Raw genomic sequence first — 18,165 nt, 5'->3', positions numbered from 1 at the left:
TTCAATAGAAAATTTCAACTATATTTCTTTGTAAACGTCAATGCATTTCAATTATTGAATAAAAAAACTCATACAAAAATATAATTGACCTCAGCTGTTTTAATATGGCTGTAGAACTGTTAACGTTTATTATAAAAATTAATAGTACTTCTAGGTCGCAAGTCAGTAAAAAACAACTGCTAAAAAAAAACACCTCATTGAGGAAAGTTTCATTGTGCCTTTTAAGCACTGTCCGTAACTTACTTAAACTCCACTTATACCTTGCTTACCAGACGACATAGATTTCCTTATGGCAACAATTGACTTTATAATAAATATAAGACCCTAACTTTCCTATAACGCAAAACCTAAGTATTGAATACATCTCTTTTTCAAAAGAGAATTTAAATTTGCTTTTAGTTTATTATTTTATTTTTTTTGTCGCAAAACCATTGAGGCATAGGTTCAATTTTCTATGATTATACTCTAGTATATTTTTTTAAACAAAATATACTGACCCAAGATATACCTAATTAGTATAAAATAATTTTAGAAAAAAGTACTGAGTATTGATTTAAAACCATAAAGCCTATTATTGAGATAATGTCAAGTAAAAGGCAGCTTGACAAAATATAGAACTGACCAATTTTAAACTTATATTTCCAGACTTACTAAAATTACATTGTGTATAATATTTTATTGATTGCCTCCATTTTTGGTTTTGTACTTACCACCCTGTTATTTTTAAAAAAATCTACGCAACCCAAAGCCACTATTTTTCTAGGAAGCTTTTACTTTTTGCTTTCGGTCTATGCTTTACAGGCCTATATTATAGATGGAGGACATTTAACATTATGCAGTTGGTTTTTTCTATGGCCGCTTATGCTTTATAATCTGTTTGCCGTGCCTATTTATTTTTATTTTGAAACCATTATAGCCGATGAATTTAAGTGGAAAAAAAGATACCTGATACTATTTATACCATTTGTTTTAAGTATGATCGATGCCGGGTATATTTACCTGCAACCAGACGGGGTTTATGAAAATATGTTACATAATGCCTTGACTGACCCAAAAAATAGACTGCATGTAAGCTATTGGCTCCTTGATCTAGATCAGCACATGCTTATGCGCCATTTATGGCAGTTGGGTGCCTTATTAGTAATACTTCCAAAGTTGTTGGTTTTCATTAAGGTAGGCACTACAGATGGTTTAAAGGTTATTTTAAACAAATGGTTATTGATTTTTTGGTCGGGTTTATCTTTGTTTGCAATTTTTGCAATTTTTTATGCCGTGGTAAACATGTTAGCGGTAAATATTTTTGAATGGGGATCCTTACTTCCTATAATTCTGTATTTGGTCATGTTCTCTATTGGGGTTTTTCCAATTTATTTCCCTACCATCCTACGCGGATTTCCCAAACCTGTAAAGTCTACCCAAGAAGAAGCAATAGAAACCAATAACGTTACAGATCTTAAATACGGATTAGAAGAACCAGAAATAAGGAGCAAATTAGAAGTCTTGAATAAAAGAAAGTCTTTTTTACAACAAGATTATACCGTGACCAAATGTGCTAGTGAATTACATATTCCGTCACATCATTTATCCTATTTTATCAAACAATATTACGGTATTAGCTTTACGGCTTATAAGAACAATCTGCGCATGGAACACGCCAAAGAGTTAATGGATACAGGTTTTCTAAATGAAAATACTATGGAAGCCTTGGCATGGACCTGTGGATTTGCCAACAGAAGTTCTTTCAGTAAAGTATTTAAAATAGCTACCAATCATAGTCCAAGCGAATATATACAGCTTGGTAAATAGGGCAACAAATAATACGCTGGTTGCTGAATACTCTTTTACAGTACCTTATTCTTCACTTATACCTATTTTGATTTCAGTAAATAACCTTGAAGTTGACCCTACAGGCATAGAATGCAAAACATAATTAATATTTTCACCCAAACGTCTTTGCATTTAAATCTCTAGTATCATGTAAAAGAGATTGAAAACTCAGTCTTTCCACAAAGGACAAGAAAAAAGACATTGGTTAAAATACAATGTTAAGTGCCTTTAATTACTAAGATAGACCACCTCTCCACACCAATTTTTTTGTTGCCAAAATCAATAAATCGCCAAGGCTTTTTTTATGGCATGGAAAAACCTGCGCCATTCTTCTATGCTTAAATCAACTCTATTTTAGTTGCATAATTCTCTTTCATACTCAAACCTTCCATAGAATACGGTACAAATAACAATTTTAGCAATAAAGTTGCTGCAATTTAGCACCCTTCCTAAATAACACTCTAACACATTGATTAACAATGGTTAATGAATTATTAGTGCTTTTCTATTTCTAATGAAGGGCTAAAACTTGGTGTCAAGATTTAATTTGGACACCTATTTGTAGGAATATTAAACAATACAACATACTAACCATAGTTATTTTTCCATCTGTTATTTAGCTAAAAGTAAGAAATAGCGTGTTAATGAATTCCAAATAATTCTTATGCATAAAAATTACATCCTTACAATACAAAGGTGGCAAACATATACTAATTAAATCTATCAATTTTAAACTAACCCAATCAAACCTTATGAAAAGTACGCACAAGTTTATTCTCTTGCTCCTTTGCTGTCTCAGTTTTAGCAGTATTGTGGCTCAAGGTGAATTCATCACCACCTGGAAGACTGACAACCCAGGGGCTTCCAATGACTATCAAATAACCATTCCAACAGGTGATGGCACCTTTGCCTATACCGTAAACTGGGGAGATGGCTCTACCGATAATACGGTATATACCGGTGATGCTACCCATACCTATGGAACAGATGACACCTATACGGTAAAAATCAGTGGCGATTTTCCTCATCTAAAATTTGAATCTGGAGAGGATAATGAAAAACTACTGTCCGTAGAGCAATGGGGAGACCAAATATGGGCTTCCATGGCATCTAGTTTTCAGGATTGTCTTAATGTAGTCATCAATGCTACTGATACTCCAAATTTGACAGGAGTTACAGACATGAGCTATATGTTCCGTGGAGCTTCTTCCTTTAACCAGAATATTGGAGACTGGGACGTAAGTAATGTGAACAATATGCTGGGCATGTTCTATGAAACTAGCTCTTTTAATCAAGATCTTGCATCTTGGAATGTTGGAAATGTTACCAACATGAACTCAATGTTCTTTAAAGCAATTTCGTTTGACCAAAATATTGGGAACTGGGATGTATCCAATGTTACTGACATGTTTCAGATATTCAATGGCGCCAAACTCTCTACCAATAACTATGACAAGCTATTAAACAGCTGGAGTACCTTGAACTTAAAGTCTAATGTATATTTTAGTTCGGATAACACTACCTATTGCAACGGGGTTACTGCACGACAAAAAATTATAACCGACTTCAGTTGGACATTTATCGATGCCGGGGAAGGTTGCCCAAAAGCACCTTTTGTGACCACTTGGAAAACCGACAACCCAGGGATTTCCAATAACAATCAAATTACCATCCCTACCGGTGATGGCACCTTTGCTTATACCGTAGATTGGGGCGATGGCTCTGTGGACAATACGGTCTACACAGGCGATGCCACCCATACTTATGCCACGAATGATACCTATACTGTAAAAATCAGTGGTGATTTCCCACATCTTAAATTTGACAACGGCACGGACAATAAAAAACTGCTATCTGTAGAACAGTGGGGAGATCAAGTATGGGAATCTATGGAGCGTAGTTTTAATCAGTGTACCAACCTAATATTCAATGCTCCCGATCTACCTAACACTTCGCAGGTTAGCAGTATGGCTTATTGCTTTTACGGGGCAAGTTCCTTTAACAACGACATAGGTTCTTGGGACGTATCTAATGTAACGGACATGTCCGGAGTGTTCACTTCGGCATCTGTTTTTAATGCTGATATAGGTTCTTGGAATGTATCTAGCGTAACCAACATGAAGGGTATGTTCAATGGTGCCCTTGCTTTTAATCAAGATATTGGTCAATGGCAGGTAGGTAATGTAACCGATATGAGCAACATGTTTACTAGAGCTACTAATTTTGACCAAGATATTGGTAGATGGGATGTAAGTAATGTCACCAATATGGCTGCTATGTTCAATTCTGCTTCTTCTTTTAACCAAGATATAAGTTCATGGCAAGTTGGCAATGTAACCGATATGTCTAATATGTTGGGGGGAGCCTCTACTTTTAATCAAGAAATTGGGAGCTGGGACGTTAGCAATGTCACCAAGATGAACTTCATGTTTGCTGAGACTAAAGCTTTCAACCAAGAACTAGATTCATGGCAGGTAGGTAATGTAACCGATATGTCTTACATGTTTTTAGGAGCCACCAAATTTAATGCTGCTATAGGTAATTGGGATGTGTCCAATGTTACCAATATGGAGTACATGTTTTCCAATACCTCAGTTTTTAATCAAGATATTGGTTCATGGCAGGTAAACAATGTAACCAGTATGGTTTCCATGTTTCAAAGGGCATCCGCTTTTAATCAAGACCTTGATTTGTGGCCGGTGGGCAATGTAACCAATATGAGGTACATGTTTCAACAAACTTCTAATTTTAATGGAAATTTAGGTGCTTGGAATGTGTCCAATGTTACAGATATGTCTTTTATGTTTAGCCAAGCTTCCGCTTTTAATCAAGAAATAGATTCTTGGAATGTGTCCAATGTTATCAATATGGAGGGCATGTTTCATTTGAATCCTATTTTCAATCAAGATATTGGGAGCTGGGAAGTAACTAAAGTTACCAATATGTTTGCTATGCTTTTTGCTGCAACAAATTTTGACCAAGATATAAGTGACTGGAATGTATCTAACGTTACCAGAATGGGGCCTATGCTTGTAAATTCTGGGTTTTCTGCAACTAATTATGACAAACTATTGATTGATTGGAGCACCCTGAACTTACAGAGCGGAATAACCTTTGGTGTCAGCAACAGTACTTATTGCAACGGGGCTACTGCCCGTCAAAAGATTATAGATGACTCTGGGTGGAATATTATCGACGCTGGTGAAGATTGTTCTAAAGCCTACTTTATCACCACCTGGAAAACTGATAATCCGGGATTGTCAAATGACAACCAAATTACTATCCCAACAGGTGATGGCACCTTTGCCTATACCGTAGACTGGGGTGATGGTACTACCGATAATACAGTGTATACGGGTGATGTTACTCATACCTATGCAACACCGGGTACATATACCGTAAGCATCAGTGGCGATTTTCCACACTTAAAATTTTCTTCTAGTCAGGAAGACAATAAAAAGCTATTGTCCGTGGAACAGTGGGGAAGCCAAGTATGGGAATCAATGGATAGCACTTTCAATGCTTGTACAAATCTAGTACTCAATGCTACTGATGTCCCTGACCTTTCTCAGGTACTAAGTATGGCAAAGATGTTCTCGTCAGCACTTTCCTTTAATAAGGATATTAGTGATTGGGATGTATCCAATGTAACTAATATGAATTCAACGTTCGCTACCGCAAGAAGTTTTAATCAAGATATTAGTGGTTGGGATGTTAGTAATGTAACTAATATGGATAGATTGTTTTATTCTGCTCGTGTTTTCAATCAAGATATTGGTGTGTGGAACACAAGTAATGTCACCACTATGACGGCTATGTTTGAAGGCGCCTACATATTTAATCAGGACATAGGTGATTGGGATGTAAGTAACGTGACCGACATGCGTTGGATGTTTCAAGCAGCTCTTGACTTTGATCAAGATATTACAAAGTGGAATGTAGGGCAAGTAACATCCATGTCCTCAATGTTTCAACAGGCACGTTCTTTTAATCAAGATATTAGCGGTTGGGATATTTCCAATGTTACCAATACAAGTAATATGTTTCTTTCTGCTACTTCATTTGACCAAGATTTGAGTACTTGGTTGGTAAGTAATGTAACTGATATGGATAGGATGTTTCAAGAAGCTAGTTCTTTTAATCAAGATATTAGTGGTTGGGACGTTTCTAAGGTCACCGAAACATATAGCATGTTTTTTCTTGCTACATCTTTTGACCAAGATTTAGGAAATTGGGATGTCAGTAATGTAACAGAAATGTCAAGAATGTTCGAAGGTGCTGGATTATCAACAGAGAACTATGACAAAACATTAATCGGTTGGAGTGCGTTAGGTTTACAGAGCAATGTTTCTTTTCACGCGGGTAATAGTAACTACTGTGATGGAGCCACTGCCCGACAAAAGATTATAGATGACTTCGGTTGGACTATTATCGATGCGGGCGAAGGTTGTCCTCAACAACCTTTTATCACTACCTGGAAAACCAATAATTATGGAGCCTCTGATGACAACCAAATCACTATCCCTACGGGCGCTGGAACCTTTGCCTATACCGTAGACTGGGGTGATGGCACTACGGATACTACGGTTTATACCGGAGATGTTACCCATACCTATGCAACACCGGGTACGTATACGGTGAGCATCAGCGGCGATTTTCCACATCTGAAATTTGATGATCAAGAAGAGGACAATCGAAAACTGTTATCGGTAGAACAATGGGGCGATCAGGTTTGGGGTTCTATGGAGCAAATGTTTAAGTATTGTTTATACTTAAACATCAATACTTCCGATGTACCCAATCTTTCAGAAGTGACCAGTATGAAACAAATGTTCTTCAACGTAAATCAAAATTTCAACCAGGATATTGGCACATGGGATGTAAGTAATGTTACCGATATGAGCGAGATGTTCTACTATGCAGAAAAATTTAACCAAGATATAGGTAATTGGGATTTAAGTAATGTTACCGACATGACAAATATGTTCTACTATGCAGAACAGTTTAATCAAGATATTAGTTCATGGGATGTTAGTAAGGTAACTTCTATGAAAGGAATGTTCTTTCGTGCGGAATACTTCAACCAAGATATTGGCGGTTGGGATGTAAGCCAGGTGGTCGATATGAGTGAAATGTTTGCCTGGGTATCACGGTTTGATCAAGATTTAAGTGGTTGGAACGTATCAAGTGTAACTAATATGAGTGCAATGTTCCAATTTACATATGGCACTAACTTTAATATAGGTGGTTGGGATGTGAGTAATGTAACCAACATGAGTTATTTGTTTAATGGTGCTCCATTATTCAATGAGGATATTGGTGATTGGGACGTGTCTAAAGTAACCAACATGGCTCATATGTTCGATAGCACCCATATTTTTAACCAAGATATAAGTGGCTGGGACGTAAGTAAAGTAACGAATATGGAGAGCATGTTTTATGATTCACGAACTTTTGATCAAAAAATAGATTCATGGGAAGTTGATCTGGTTACCAATATGGTTGGTATGTTCGGATATGCTTGGAAATTCAATCAAGATATTAGCGGTTGGAACGTTGATAAGGTCACCAACATGAATGGAATGTTCTTTTCTGCAAGAGCCTTTAACCAAGATATTGGTTCTTGGGAGGTAGGTCAAGTAACAAATATGAAAAACATGTTTTTTGATTGTCCTTTGAACCAAGACCTGGGTGGATGGAATGTAAGTAATGTTACCGACATGTCGGATATGTTCGGAAGTTTCGGTTATCTATCCATTAAAAATTACGATAAGCTATTATTGGGCTGGAGTACATTAAACCTGCAGAGGGAGGTGAATTTTGGCAACTATGCCGCCAATTATTGCAGTGCAAGCGATGCAAGACAGAGAATCATAGATGACTTTGCTTGGAGTATTTTCGATGCTGGACAAAAATGTCTGGATTCCGATAATGATGGTGTTGAGGATTCTATAGATACTTGTGCGGATACACCAGTAGGAGAAACCGTAGATGCCAACGGATGTTCGGATAGCCAGAAGGACAGTGATAATGACGGAGTAGCCGATGATATAGATCTTTGTGACAATACTCCAGTAGGTGAAATCGTAGATACAGAGGGCTGTTCAGATAGTCAAAAAGATAGTGATTTTGATGGAGTAAGCGATGCCGATGACCAATGTCCAAATTCTCCTGAAGACGAGGCTGTAGATACCAACGGATGTACTATTAGTCAAAAAGATAGCGATAATGACGGTATTATGGATGATGTGGATACGTGTCCCAATACCCCAGCTGGAGAAACGGCCGATGCCAACGGTTGTTCCGATAGTCAAAAAGATGATGAAGATGATGATGATGATGATGATGATGATTCTGGAGACGGAACGGACAATGGCGACAATGATGGTAATGGTGAGACTGGCGAAGAAGATGATACCACTACATTAAAAGTATCTCAGGTCTTCACGCCTAATGGTGATGGAGTAAATGATACATGGATCATCTACGGTATAGAAAACCACGCCAATGCTATAGTACGGGTTTTTAATAGCTGGGGCAAGGAAGTCTTCTCTGCCAAGAATTACCAGAACAATTGGGACGGACACTATAAGAACCTAAGCAATAAACTACCAGACGGCGGGTCTTATTACTATCAAATAGACCTCAATGGCAACGGTAAGGTTAATATGGACGGATGGTTGTTTTTAGTTAAACAATAATCGAAATACATAAGAATTAAAATATAATAAAATGCAGAATATCAAGAATATAGTAACTATAGCATCCTTCCTCATTTTTGGAGCTCTCAGTGCTCAACAAGAAGGACTATTGACCAACTACCGCTATCATATGAACGCTTACAACCCGGCCTATGTTTCTCCAGAGGGAGAGACGGCCATTACTTCTACCTTCCGCCAGCAATGGACGGGAGTGGAAGAGGCACCAAGGACCATGGTCATCTCCTTTGGTACCCGAATGGGCGAAAAAATGGGTTTAGGAGTTTCAATTATGAACGGCAAGACCTTTGTAGAGAGTCAGACATTTATCGGTATCGACTACTCGTACAAGCTTCAGATTTCAGAAAAAACAGAACTGTATCTGGGTCTTAAGGCGGGTGGCAATAGTTATTCCGTAAACACAGCTGGCTTAGAGACCTATAATATTCAATCGGATCCCAGTATAGCATCCATCTCAGATTTTAACCCTAATGTAGGGGTCGGGATTCTTTTTAAAAGAGAGGCACTGTTCCTTTCATTGGCTATGCCCAGAATATTGAGCACTGACAGGGCAGAGAACAATAACGGTACAGCCACTGCTACCGTAGCCAAGCCCCATCTATATGCAACGGTAGGTTATGACCTGCAACTGGGCAAAGGCAACCTTATGCTAAAGCCTTCCGCAATCATGCGACAGGTTAGCGGAGCACCGTTATCTATAGATTTTAACACTATGCTGTCCTTTAACAACGATTTTGAATTAGGAGCCAGCTACAGGACCGATTCTGCTTTTGCCGGACTGGTTAATCTTAGTCTTCAAAAACGACTAATCTTGGGCTATGCGTATGAAGTGAGTACCAGAAGCGAACTGGCCAGTGTTAAAAATACCAATGAACTATTCTTGAGGTTTATATTTTAACAAGAAAGAAGATTCTTTTTAAAACTAGTATAAATAAAAAAAGAGACTGTCTAAATTTAATTGGACGGTCTCTTTTCTTTTAGTCACATCATTTAAAATCAATATTATATGATGATGCATGCTCACCATATGCTTCATATCTCTCTGAATAAAATTCTCAATAAATTTATGGCATAAAAAAAACCTCTCAGTTTCCTGAAAGGCTTTTATTGTACAGGCGGAGAGACTCGAACTCTCACACCGCAAGGCACTAGATCCTAAGTCTAGCGTACCTTTGACCAAAGAAACACAAAACAACTCATTTTCAATGTTTTATGTGTTTTTCAATTTTATCTAAAATCAAACGAAATCAATTAAAATCAACATTTGTTGTACCTATGTTGTACCCAGAAAGTCTAATAAATCCGTATATTTAGGGTGACTTTCCAACAAGAAAAGCATTCATTTTAGAATGTTGTACCTATGTTGTACCTATGTTGTACCTGGTTTGACTTTCGTGAGAAAAACAGGTCAATTATGTCATCAAATGCAAAGATAATTTTACGAAAGAAACCGAATAAAGAGGGACTATATCCTTTAGCTATTCGTATCACAAAAAATCGCCGTTCAACTTACCAATATGTTGGACACTATATTGAATTAGAAGATTGGGATGAAAAAAACATTCGTGTTAGAAAGTCTCATCTTAATTCAACTAGTCTAAATAGTTTATTAACACAAAAATTATCTGAAGCCAACAAAGCTTTAATTGCCTTACAGTCTGATAAAAAGGATGCCTCAGCCAATCAAATAAAAAAGGAAATTTATAATCCTCAAGGTAATTCAACATTTTTTGAATTAGCTCAAGAACACCTTGATGATTTGGAAAGGTCAAACAAACTAAATAGACTATCATCTGATAAAGCCTGGGTTGGATTTATTTTAAAGTTTCACAAATCAAAACAGCTGTCTTTTCAAGAAATTAATGAACGGTTTCTAAAAAAACTTATGGTATCTCTTAAATCTGAATACTCCTTGTCGGATACCACAATTATGAACATCCTAGTACTTGTTAGGTTATTGTATAATAGAGCCATTAAATTAAAGATGGCTGATAAAGATCTTTACCCTTTCGGTTCTGACAAAATACGAATTAAGTTTCCCGAAACTACTAAGGTTGGTTTAACCATATCAGAAATAAGAAAGATTGAAGCCTTAAATAATTTGACCTTTGGAGAAATACATGCCAGAAATATTTGGCTGTACAGTTTTAATTTTGCGGGTATGCGAGTTTCAGATGTTTTAAGAACGCGTTGGTCAGACATTTATGATAATCGATTTCATTATAGAATGGGTAAAAATTCGAAGCTATTATCTTTAAAAGTGCCTGATAAAATATTTTCAATCTTAAGTTACTATGAAAAAGATAAAAGAAGCTCTGATGATTTTATTTTCCCTGAACTGAAGCTCGCAGATTTAAGCAATGCTAAAGATGTCTATAATAAAATTAAAACAGCTAACAAAAAATTCAATGATCGTTTAAAATCAATTGCTCAAAAGGCGGAAATAAAAAAGAAACTTACAATGCATATTGCAAGGCATAGTTTTGGAAATATCGCAGGAGATACTATTCACCCATTAATGTTGCAAAAACTATACAGGCATAGCGACCTAAAGACAACACTAAATTATCAAGCTAATTTTATTCATAAAGAAGCTGATGATGCTTTGGATAGCGTTGTTAATTTTTAGCCTTTAAAGTAACCTTTCTATTCCCCTTCAATTCTTTTAATTCAATCTGTAATTTTTCATTATCCCCAAGAACAAATTTTGGAAGTGTATAAACAAATCTCTTTTTCTCTCCAGATTTAACTTGTTTAGGCATGCTATGTTGATAAATCACTTTTTGTTCTAATCTCTGAAAAGAAGCTTTGCGTTTCTTGTTTCCATTAGTCCTGTAAACATTCAGATAATCAATCTCTAAATCTATTTCAGAACTGTTTTTGATTTCCAATACCATATAAACTTCTGAGGCATTATAAACTATTTTTTGTAATTGCAACTTGACACCTTTCTTTCGTTTGGTAGTTATAACCTCATATTTTGATTTCAATAAATACTTACTAAATTTTTCAAAATAAGCGATTCTATCTTCGTAAGGATTCTGTAATTTGGTAATTGGATTTTGTTTTACTTCCTTGGGTTGTTCGCACCCAATACTTTCTTTTTGGGTAATGAAATAATTCAGTTTTGTAAGCCGCTTTTTATATTTTAAAATATAAGAATAGACTTGACCCTTTTTTGTAACAGCTAACAAGTTGCTTTCCATTCCTGGAGTAGCTTGCAGCAATCCAAAATATTGTTCTTTTTCACGATTATAGGTAAAGACAAAATTAGAAGTTCCGGTTATGCCCTGTCGAATAGGTTCTGGAAAAAACAGAGCCACATTCTTTTTATCGTTGGCATAAATGGTATCTAAAGTTTGTTGTGCTATTATATAGTTTGAGCATACTGTTAGTATGATTAGGATAATTGTTTTCATAGTGTTGGTTTTAGGATGAGTTGATAACTATCGGTTACGGTAACTTTTACCGTTCTGTTATTACGTTGAAATATCTTCTTGATACCACTTACTTGAGGAACACCTACAATATTGATGTCATCTACAATATCTCCGACTACTTCTTGTCTGGCTTCCGGCTCTAAAACTATTTTCGATATAGATCCCTTCACTACCATCCTGAAGGTCGAAGGCTTTTAGCTTTACAGGTTTGTGATTGATATTCTCAATTTTTATGATGGTGCGGTTGGGCTTAAAACTTACAAAACCATAGATAGATGAGTTTTTTGGAACAGTAACATCATTAATAACTGCATCTTTGGTCAGGCGCATTTGCAAACGGTAATCATTTCGTACCGTTTGTGTGCCATCCACCCGAACATAAATAAAGGGATCAGTTTTTTGATTAATTAAACTTTCATTTTCAACGGGGTTCGAAGCAAAAAACAGTTGATGTTCTAAGCCTAATTCCTTTGAAACTATATCCTTTTCCTTTGTGTCAATTTCTAATATGGAATCTTTTTGAGATATTATCGGTTCACTTTTAACCTTTGATTTTCTATAACTTCTGTCTGAATAACTAATACGTCCTTCATTATAGATACTATCTACAATCCGCATCTTTTCTTTATCCAATAAATCAGGATCGTATACCCCTGTAGAGTCCAACAGACGCTCATCATAGATACTGGGTACGTTGGTCTGTCGTACTTCTTTTAAGTCGTCCAACGCTTCTAATTTGGAATCATATTCTTTTTGTTCATCTTCCAATTCCGGAACAGGAATTTGATTGTTTTCAATGGTTGGTTCTTCATTATCTCCAAATGTCATTACCGAGTATGCTCCAATAAAAAGCACTACACACAAAATAACCAGAGCAAAAACGATTTTATTCTTTTCAATTTTCATGATCGTGATATTTTTAATGCCCATTATGGGCTTCATAATTTCTACTGTCCATTATGGATCTTTTTAAGTTTGTTTTCAAAGAAGTTGGTAATCAAAAGTCCATGAGTGTTTTTTGGAAAATTTCGGTCTACGTGGATTATATTTCCTGATGTGGTTAATTCGTAAGTATCGATTATAGATCCACGGTTGATTTCAAAAATGACAGTTGTTTCAAAGCGATAAGTTTCTTGTTGAATATCAATCTTCGATTCAATTTTTAATACTTTCTGAACTAAGGAATATTGCAGTAATCGGTTAAAAACTCCATCTGCTTTTTTCTGTCTATACAAAGCATCAACAGAACTGTTTCCCAACCATAAAGCCTTTTCCAGATTCTTTTCATAGTTACTGGCATCGATATGATAGAAATAGGTGTGGAACAGCTCTAAATGCGATAATATTTCTACTTCCAGATTTTCTTGCTGTTGTACCATTTTAAGCGGTATTACACTCCCATCTGTATTGACCACAAAGGCATTATTGATTGTTTCTTTGTGAAGTTTTATCACAAAGAGTATGGAGGTAATACAGGTAAGTACAGCTCCAATAACTACAACCAAAACAATAAATCGATTTAGGCGTAGTACTTTGTAAATATTTTGATATGGTGTTTTCATAATTGATTAGGAGGTAAATAATTTGAATACAAATGATGTAGCTCTGCGATAGAGTTTAAATTTTAGTAGCACTATAAATCCTATAGAGCCAAACTGAAGTAAGGGCGCAAAAAAACTACTGCCCCAATCCGTTCCAAAAAAGCTATTCCAAAAATTGGTATTGATTTCTGTATAAAGGTTATTTACAAAAACATTCACTAGGAAAAACGCAGGCACTAGCATATAAACTCCTGCATATAGCTTGAAGAAATTATAGGCCAATGAGCGAAATTTTTCAAACACAGCAAGACTAATGACCAAAGGGAAAAAGGCTTGCATAATCCCTAGTAAAAAATATCGTTCCGCTAGAAATAATGGGTATATAAACAAGTCCAATAACCATAGGAATATCCCAGCAATGAAAGCCAGCATCTTTAATCCATACAACGGTGTTACCAATGCTTCATATAGCATGGCCATTGCTTTTTTGGCGGCTTCCAATGCGCCCACATCCTGTTCCAAATCGATGTCTTGCATTTGTAACGGGAGGAGCGCAGGAGCCGTGTCTCGGTATTGGGTTTCAATGGCCACCAAAATAGTGTCAAAAACGCTCAATACCTGTGTTGAAAAAATAACTAATATGACCACTGCAAAATTCTTTGCTAGTTCCGCAGGGGTCAATCCCCAAGTATACCCTTCGTTATTGGCAACGCCTTCATTGTACTTTTTTAGGATATTGATAAGAAAGAACAGTATAGCCAATGTCTTCATTCCCGTAATGGTGTATTGAGAAAAGTCACTATTCTTGATGGTGGTAAAAACTGCATCAACGTATTCCAATCCTATGCCTAAAAAAATACCTGCCATTAATAATTAGTTTCTCTGTTATTGATTTTATCCTGCATTTCGCGAAAAGCAATAATTTCTCGATAACGTCTGGCTTTGGCTTCTATTTCTGCCACCATTTCCTTGGATTGCTGTTCCATTCCTTTTAGAACTTCAGCACGTTCGGCATCGGTCATTTTAAGGTTGTTGTTAGACAGAATTTGGTCTATATAGTCCAAACCTTCTAAAGAGTTCTCTATAATGGCATTGAAGGATTCTGAAATTCGATTGACTTCATCAGGTTTGATATAAGGTGAATTGAGAATTTCTCGTAGGTCGTCCTGAACAATATCAAATAACTTTTGATTGTTTCTAGCCAATTCCCGAACTGCTTTTAACTGCTGAATTACATTATTGACCTTCTCAATATTCTCTTTTTGAGTTTTTAAGAATTGTACGGTCTTCAGTAATTGTGAGGTCTGTTTTGCTGATTCAATAAGTGATTTGGCTAAACTGATAAAGTTCGTGTTATCATATACCGGCATTCCTTGGGCAGTGGCACCGCTCGGCAATAAAAAAGCAAAGGTTAGTGCTAATACTAGAATTTTGATTTTGTGTTTACTCATTGCTAAAAATTTGTTTTGGTATTCGTGAATCTTTGATTTCATGATTTTCGTTTTTAAGATTTATAGTTGTTTAATGAATGTTTTAATAGCTTCTTCCATATTATTTGTCCTCTCATAAATCCGTATTATGCGGTCGTTTTCTTTACCGTCGGTGAGGTAAGCTGCATAGACTTCTTTAGGAACTTCTAATCGAAAGATGTTACTCTCTTTCCCGATTTTGATAAACATCTCTGTATACTTTCTATTTCCCGTCAGATTGTTTCGAATGGACTTTAATTGGTTCAAATCATGACTGGACAGATTCAACCTGTTTTTTAATTCTTCATAGCCTTTTTCATTTCGTAGGCTATAAATGACCTGCGTGTTTTCCAGTATGCTTGCGGAAGTGGAGTTATTAGGCAATTGATTGATGGATTGCAGAATGATACCGATCGCTCCGTTTTGTTTTCTAATAGCTTGATAGTAGAATTCTACACTCTCCAGTACATTATCGAACTTGAGCTGTTTGGCAAACTCATCGAATAGGATGATACCTCTTTCGGAACGGTTTCTCCATATGGTACGTTGGATGGCTGACTTGATAAGTTTGAGCATCACGGAAAGAATCTCTTTATTGTCTTTAACTTCATCCAATTCAAAGACAATCATCTTTTTATCCTCAATCTTATAGGTCTGGTCTTCACTAATGCTAAACAGAAAGCTATACAATCCGTCATCTACATATTCCGAAAGAATATGCAAGAAATTATAAACACTAAAGTGCTCTTCCTGTATATTAAGCTCTTGAACAAGGGTGTCTTTTTTATCGTCTATAAATTGATACAAGGAAGCCAATGAGGCATCATCGATGCTATTATTATAATAATAGCGTAGTACCTTCTTTAAGGCTACTTCTTTGGCTTTTGATACTTTGCCTTCTGCCAAAAGTTCCAGAAGGAATATGGATAAGTCCTCCAAGCGTTCAGGAGTTAAATCTGCTTCATTGGAAATATAAAATGGATTTATTCCTAGATTTTTTCCTTGCTCGTAACGTAGAATAATATGGTCATCAGGATAAAGCTTGGCGAACTTAGAATACGAGCCTCCTAGGTCAATAATTACTAGTCGTACTTGTTGCTCAAAATACTGTCGGAGTATATTATTCGCTAGAAAAGATTTTCCTTCACCTGTTGGTGCGAAAATGGCAAAATTTCTAGCTTTTATGCGTTTCTTTTGTTCATCCCAAACATCTTTAAGCACTGGAATATTATACTGCCTGTCATTAAAAATGACACCTTGTTCATCTGATTTATAATTACTGTTATTGATAAACAGACACAGCGCATGTTTTAAATCGGTAACATATAAATCGTCATTAGAGAAATTGGAAGTAAAACAGCAATAGGAATTTAAAAAATAGTGCTTACGTTCTTCTCCTTTTGGATAATAAGGTACAATATCCAATTCCTTGAATTCGGTTTTTATCTTTGAAGCTATATGACTTAGTTGTTCGGCTTCCGTCGACCAGAAAGTAATGTTGAGATGCCCACGTATAATTCTTGAACTGTCGTCTTCATTAATTTTAGCAACAATAGCCTCAATTTTCTTTTGAATGACCTTGTTTTGGGTTCCGAAATTGGAGCTTTTGCTGAGTTCTTCAATTTTCTTATCCAGTAATTTTCTCCATTTGTGTTTGTCATCCAGATAAAGAATTTGATTGATAATATGGTTCTCGTTTAGGTTTAGTCCTAATCCGTCAATAAACCCTTGATGAAATACAAAATCATCAGATGTGAATTTATCATTGGTCTTGCTGCTTTGTACCGCATCTCCAAAACAGAGTTCACTATTTACGGCCAGTACATCAAAATGATTATCTCCAATTTCTATATCGGATTTCTTCAATTGAATGTCGGTATCAAAACCTTCATTAAAACCATTGAAGTAAGCATCTGTAAGCGCTAAAATTTCATTCTCTTTTAATTGTCTCAGGGACACCCTTCGACTGTTATTGATAAAGGACGCGGCATCATTTACAGAAGCAATAAATTCCTTCACATGATGATCCAATTGCTTATGGATACCTTTTTCAACTTTTCGAAACGGATTAGTAAACTTGGATGCGTTCAGTGCCTTATCTAACGGAAGAATAAAAAATAGATAGGATTCATGGGTTAAACATTCTCGTCCTTTAAAGTGATTGAATGTGGCTTTTTCTAAAAAGCTTTCATTAGGAAGCTTGTCTGCTTTATAGTTGCTTTTCTTGTAAATATCCTGTTTATGGATTACGGTACTTATAGGTAGCGATTTAAAAGCCTTAAACCAGGAACCATGCAAGTCCTCAAAGTCTTTTTCCGATAGGGAATAGATTTCCGGCAACTCTGCTTTATAGCACAGTACCACATTGCTATTATTAGCAAAAACAATGTGATTTTCTATACTCAGAATGGGATGGTATACAGAAAGGTTAATTCTATTCATATTTTATTTGCATTATCATGGTTTACCAAAATGCCTGCGATGCAGGCCTTTTTGTTACTGATACTTATTGGGAATACTTTTTTGAAATGCAGTAAAGCAGGATGTTTGGTCAGTTGTGTTAATACCACGTATAGGCATCCGTTGAATAGAAACACCAAAATGATGACCAATAAACTGAAGGAAAAAATGATAAATAATAACGACCCGATTACCGATGTCATCTGTAAAGCAAACAATGAAATGGGTAATCCCATAATCATTGCTCGCTTTCGAATATCCTTATAAATCTCGAAACGTTTCATTACACTACGATTCCAATTAGGTAAGTAAAGATGCCTACCACAGCTCCTGCTATTAGCACAAAGACTAATACGCGAGTAATCCCTTTTTTAAGGTCTGCATTTTCTCCAAAGAAATGACCTGCGTTAAATAGAAAACCTATTAAAAAGATGACTCCTAAGATGATGGGAAAGATGGCTCGAACGGTATCGGAAACATCGTTTACAGAATCTTCAATGCCTCCAATTTGTGCAAAAATCGTTTTGGAAATTAGTAATAAAATTACGGTTAGATACAGTTGTTTTTTCATATCGAAATTAATTTAAAATTTGTTGGATTTCGTTATTCGAAAAATACTGTATATTGCATTTCAAATCACTGATTACCAGTAGTTTGTTAATAAAATATTAATTATAACCAATTGATTTTCAATGATTCAAATTCGCAT

At 35.9% G+C, this 18,165-nt stretch carries 13 protein-coding genes; 4 read left to right on the top strand and 9 right to left on the bottom strand.

Translation table 11 applies throughout. From position 1 onward, the window contains the following. Window positions 1-663 precede the first annotated feature (663 nt). From BW936_RS05150 to BW936_RS05135, 4 genes are all read left to right on the top strand, one after another. Window positions 664-1,806: a helix-turn-helix domain-containing protein gene (locus BW936_RS05150; protein WP_076547220.1), complete on the top strand. Its 1,143-nt coding sequence runs from the start codon at window positions 664-666 to the stop codon at window positions 1,804-1,806. Between the two features lie 773 nt (window positions 1,807-2,579). Then, a complete protein-coding gene (locus BW936_RS05145) occupies window positions 2,580-8,528 on the top strand; it encodes a BspA family leucine-rich repeat surface protein (RefSeq protein WP_084181983.1) in 5,949 nt (1,982 codons plus the stop codon). A 31-nt stretch (window positions 8,529-8,559) separates the two neighbouring features. Further along, window positions 8,560-9,444, top strand: a complete 885-nt coding sequence (locus BW936_RS05140; RefSeq protein ID WP_076547218.1) for a PorP/SprF family type IX secretion system membrane protein — start codon at window positions 8,560-8,562, stop codon at window positions 9,442-9,444. Window positions 9,445-9,960: 516 nt separating this feature from the next. Then, window positions 9,961-11,175, top strand: coding sequence for a site-specific integrase (locus BW936_RS05135; RefSeq protein ID WP_076547217.1), 1,215 nt, complete (start codon window positions 9,961-9,963; stop codon window positions 11,173-11,175). Here BW936_RS05135 and BW936_RS05130 read toward each other — a convergent pair. The 9 genes from BW936_RS05130 to BW936_RS05095 are packed head-to-tail and all read right to left on the bottom strand — an operon-like array spanning window position 11,165 to window position 18,027. Further along, complete coding sequence (locus BW936_RS05130; RefSeq protein ID WP_076547216.1) at window positions 11,165-11,965, bottom strand: DUF4138 domain-containing protein; 801 nt, start codon at window positions 11,963-11,965, stop codon at window positions 11,165-11,167. The genes BW936_RS05135 and BW936_RS05130 overlap by 11 nt on opposite strands. Then, window positions 11,962-12,162, bottom strand: coding sequence for a conjugative transposon protein TraM (gene traM / locus BW936_RS20215; RefSeq protein ID WP_449405326.1), 201 nt, complete (start codon window positions 12,160-12,162; stop codon window positions 11,962-11,964). Before traM (BW936_RS20215) ends, BW936_RS05130 begins: the two co-directional genes overlap by 4 nt. Continuing rightward, a complete protein-coding gene (gene traM / locus BW936_RS05125) occupies window positions 12,083-12,928 on the bottom strand; it encodes a conjugative transposon protein TraM (RefSeq protein WP_317042876.1) in 846 nt (281 codons plus the stop codon). The genes traM (BW936_RS20215) and traM (BW936_RS05125) overlap by 80 nt, the downstream gene beginning before the upstream one ends. Window positions 12,929-12,933: 5 nt before the next feature. Continuing rightward, the gene (locus BW936_RS05120; RefSeq protein ID WP_076547215.1) at window positions 12,934-13,548 is read right to left on the bottom strand and encodes a conjugal transfer protein TraK; all 615 of its coding nucleotides are present in this window, start codon (window positions 13,546-13,548) and stop codon (window positions 12,934-12,936) included. A 6-nt stretch (window positions 13,549-13,554) separates the two neighbouring features. Further along, entirely contained in the window at window positions 13,555-14,394 is an 840-nt protein-coding gene (locus BW936_RS05115; protein WP_076547214.1) for a hypothetical protein, read from the bottom strand. Beyond that, entirely contained in the window at window positions 14,394-15,020 is a 627-nt protein-coding gene (locus BW936_RS05110; protein ID WP_208611106.1) for a TrbJ/VirB5 family protein, read from the bottom strand. Before BW936_RS05110 ends, BW936_RS05115 begins: the two co-directional genes overlap by 1 nt. 18 nt (window positions 15,021-15,038) lie before the next feature. Next, window positions 15,039-17,438, bottom strand: coding sequence for a TraG family conjugative transposon ATPase (locus tag BW936_RS05105; protein WP_076547213.1), 2,400 nt, complete (start codon window positions 17,436-17,438; stop codon window positions 15,039-15,041). Continuing rightward, on the bottom strand, window positions 17,435-17,740 hold the full coding sequence (locus BW936_RS05100) for a hypothetical protein (RefSeq protein WP_076547212.1): 306 nt from the start codon (window positions 17,738-17,740) through the stop codon (window positions 17,435-17,437). Before BW936_RS05100 ends, BW936_RS05105 begins: the two co-directional genes overlap by 4 nt. After that, window positions 17,740-18,027, bottom strand: coding sequence for a hypothetical protein (locus tag BW936_RS05095; RefSeq protein ID WP_076547211.1), 288 nt, complete (start codon window positions 18,025-18,027; stop codon window positions 17,740-17,742). The genes BW936_RS05100 and BW936_RS05095 overlap by 1 nt, the downstream gene beginning before the upstream one ends. Between the last annotated feature and the right edge of the window lie 138 nt (window positions 18,028-18,165).

Origin of the sequence: Maribacter ulvicola (assembly GCF_900155985.1) — a bacterium.
GTDB classification, from domain to species: Bacteria; Bacteroidota; Bacteroidia; order Flavobacteriales; family Flavobacteriaceae; genus Maribacter; species Maribacter ulvicola.
This window is presented reverse-complemented; position numbering and strand designations above follow the sequence as displayed.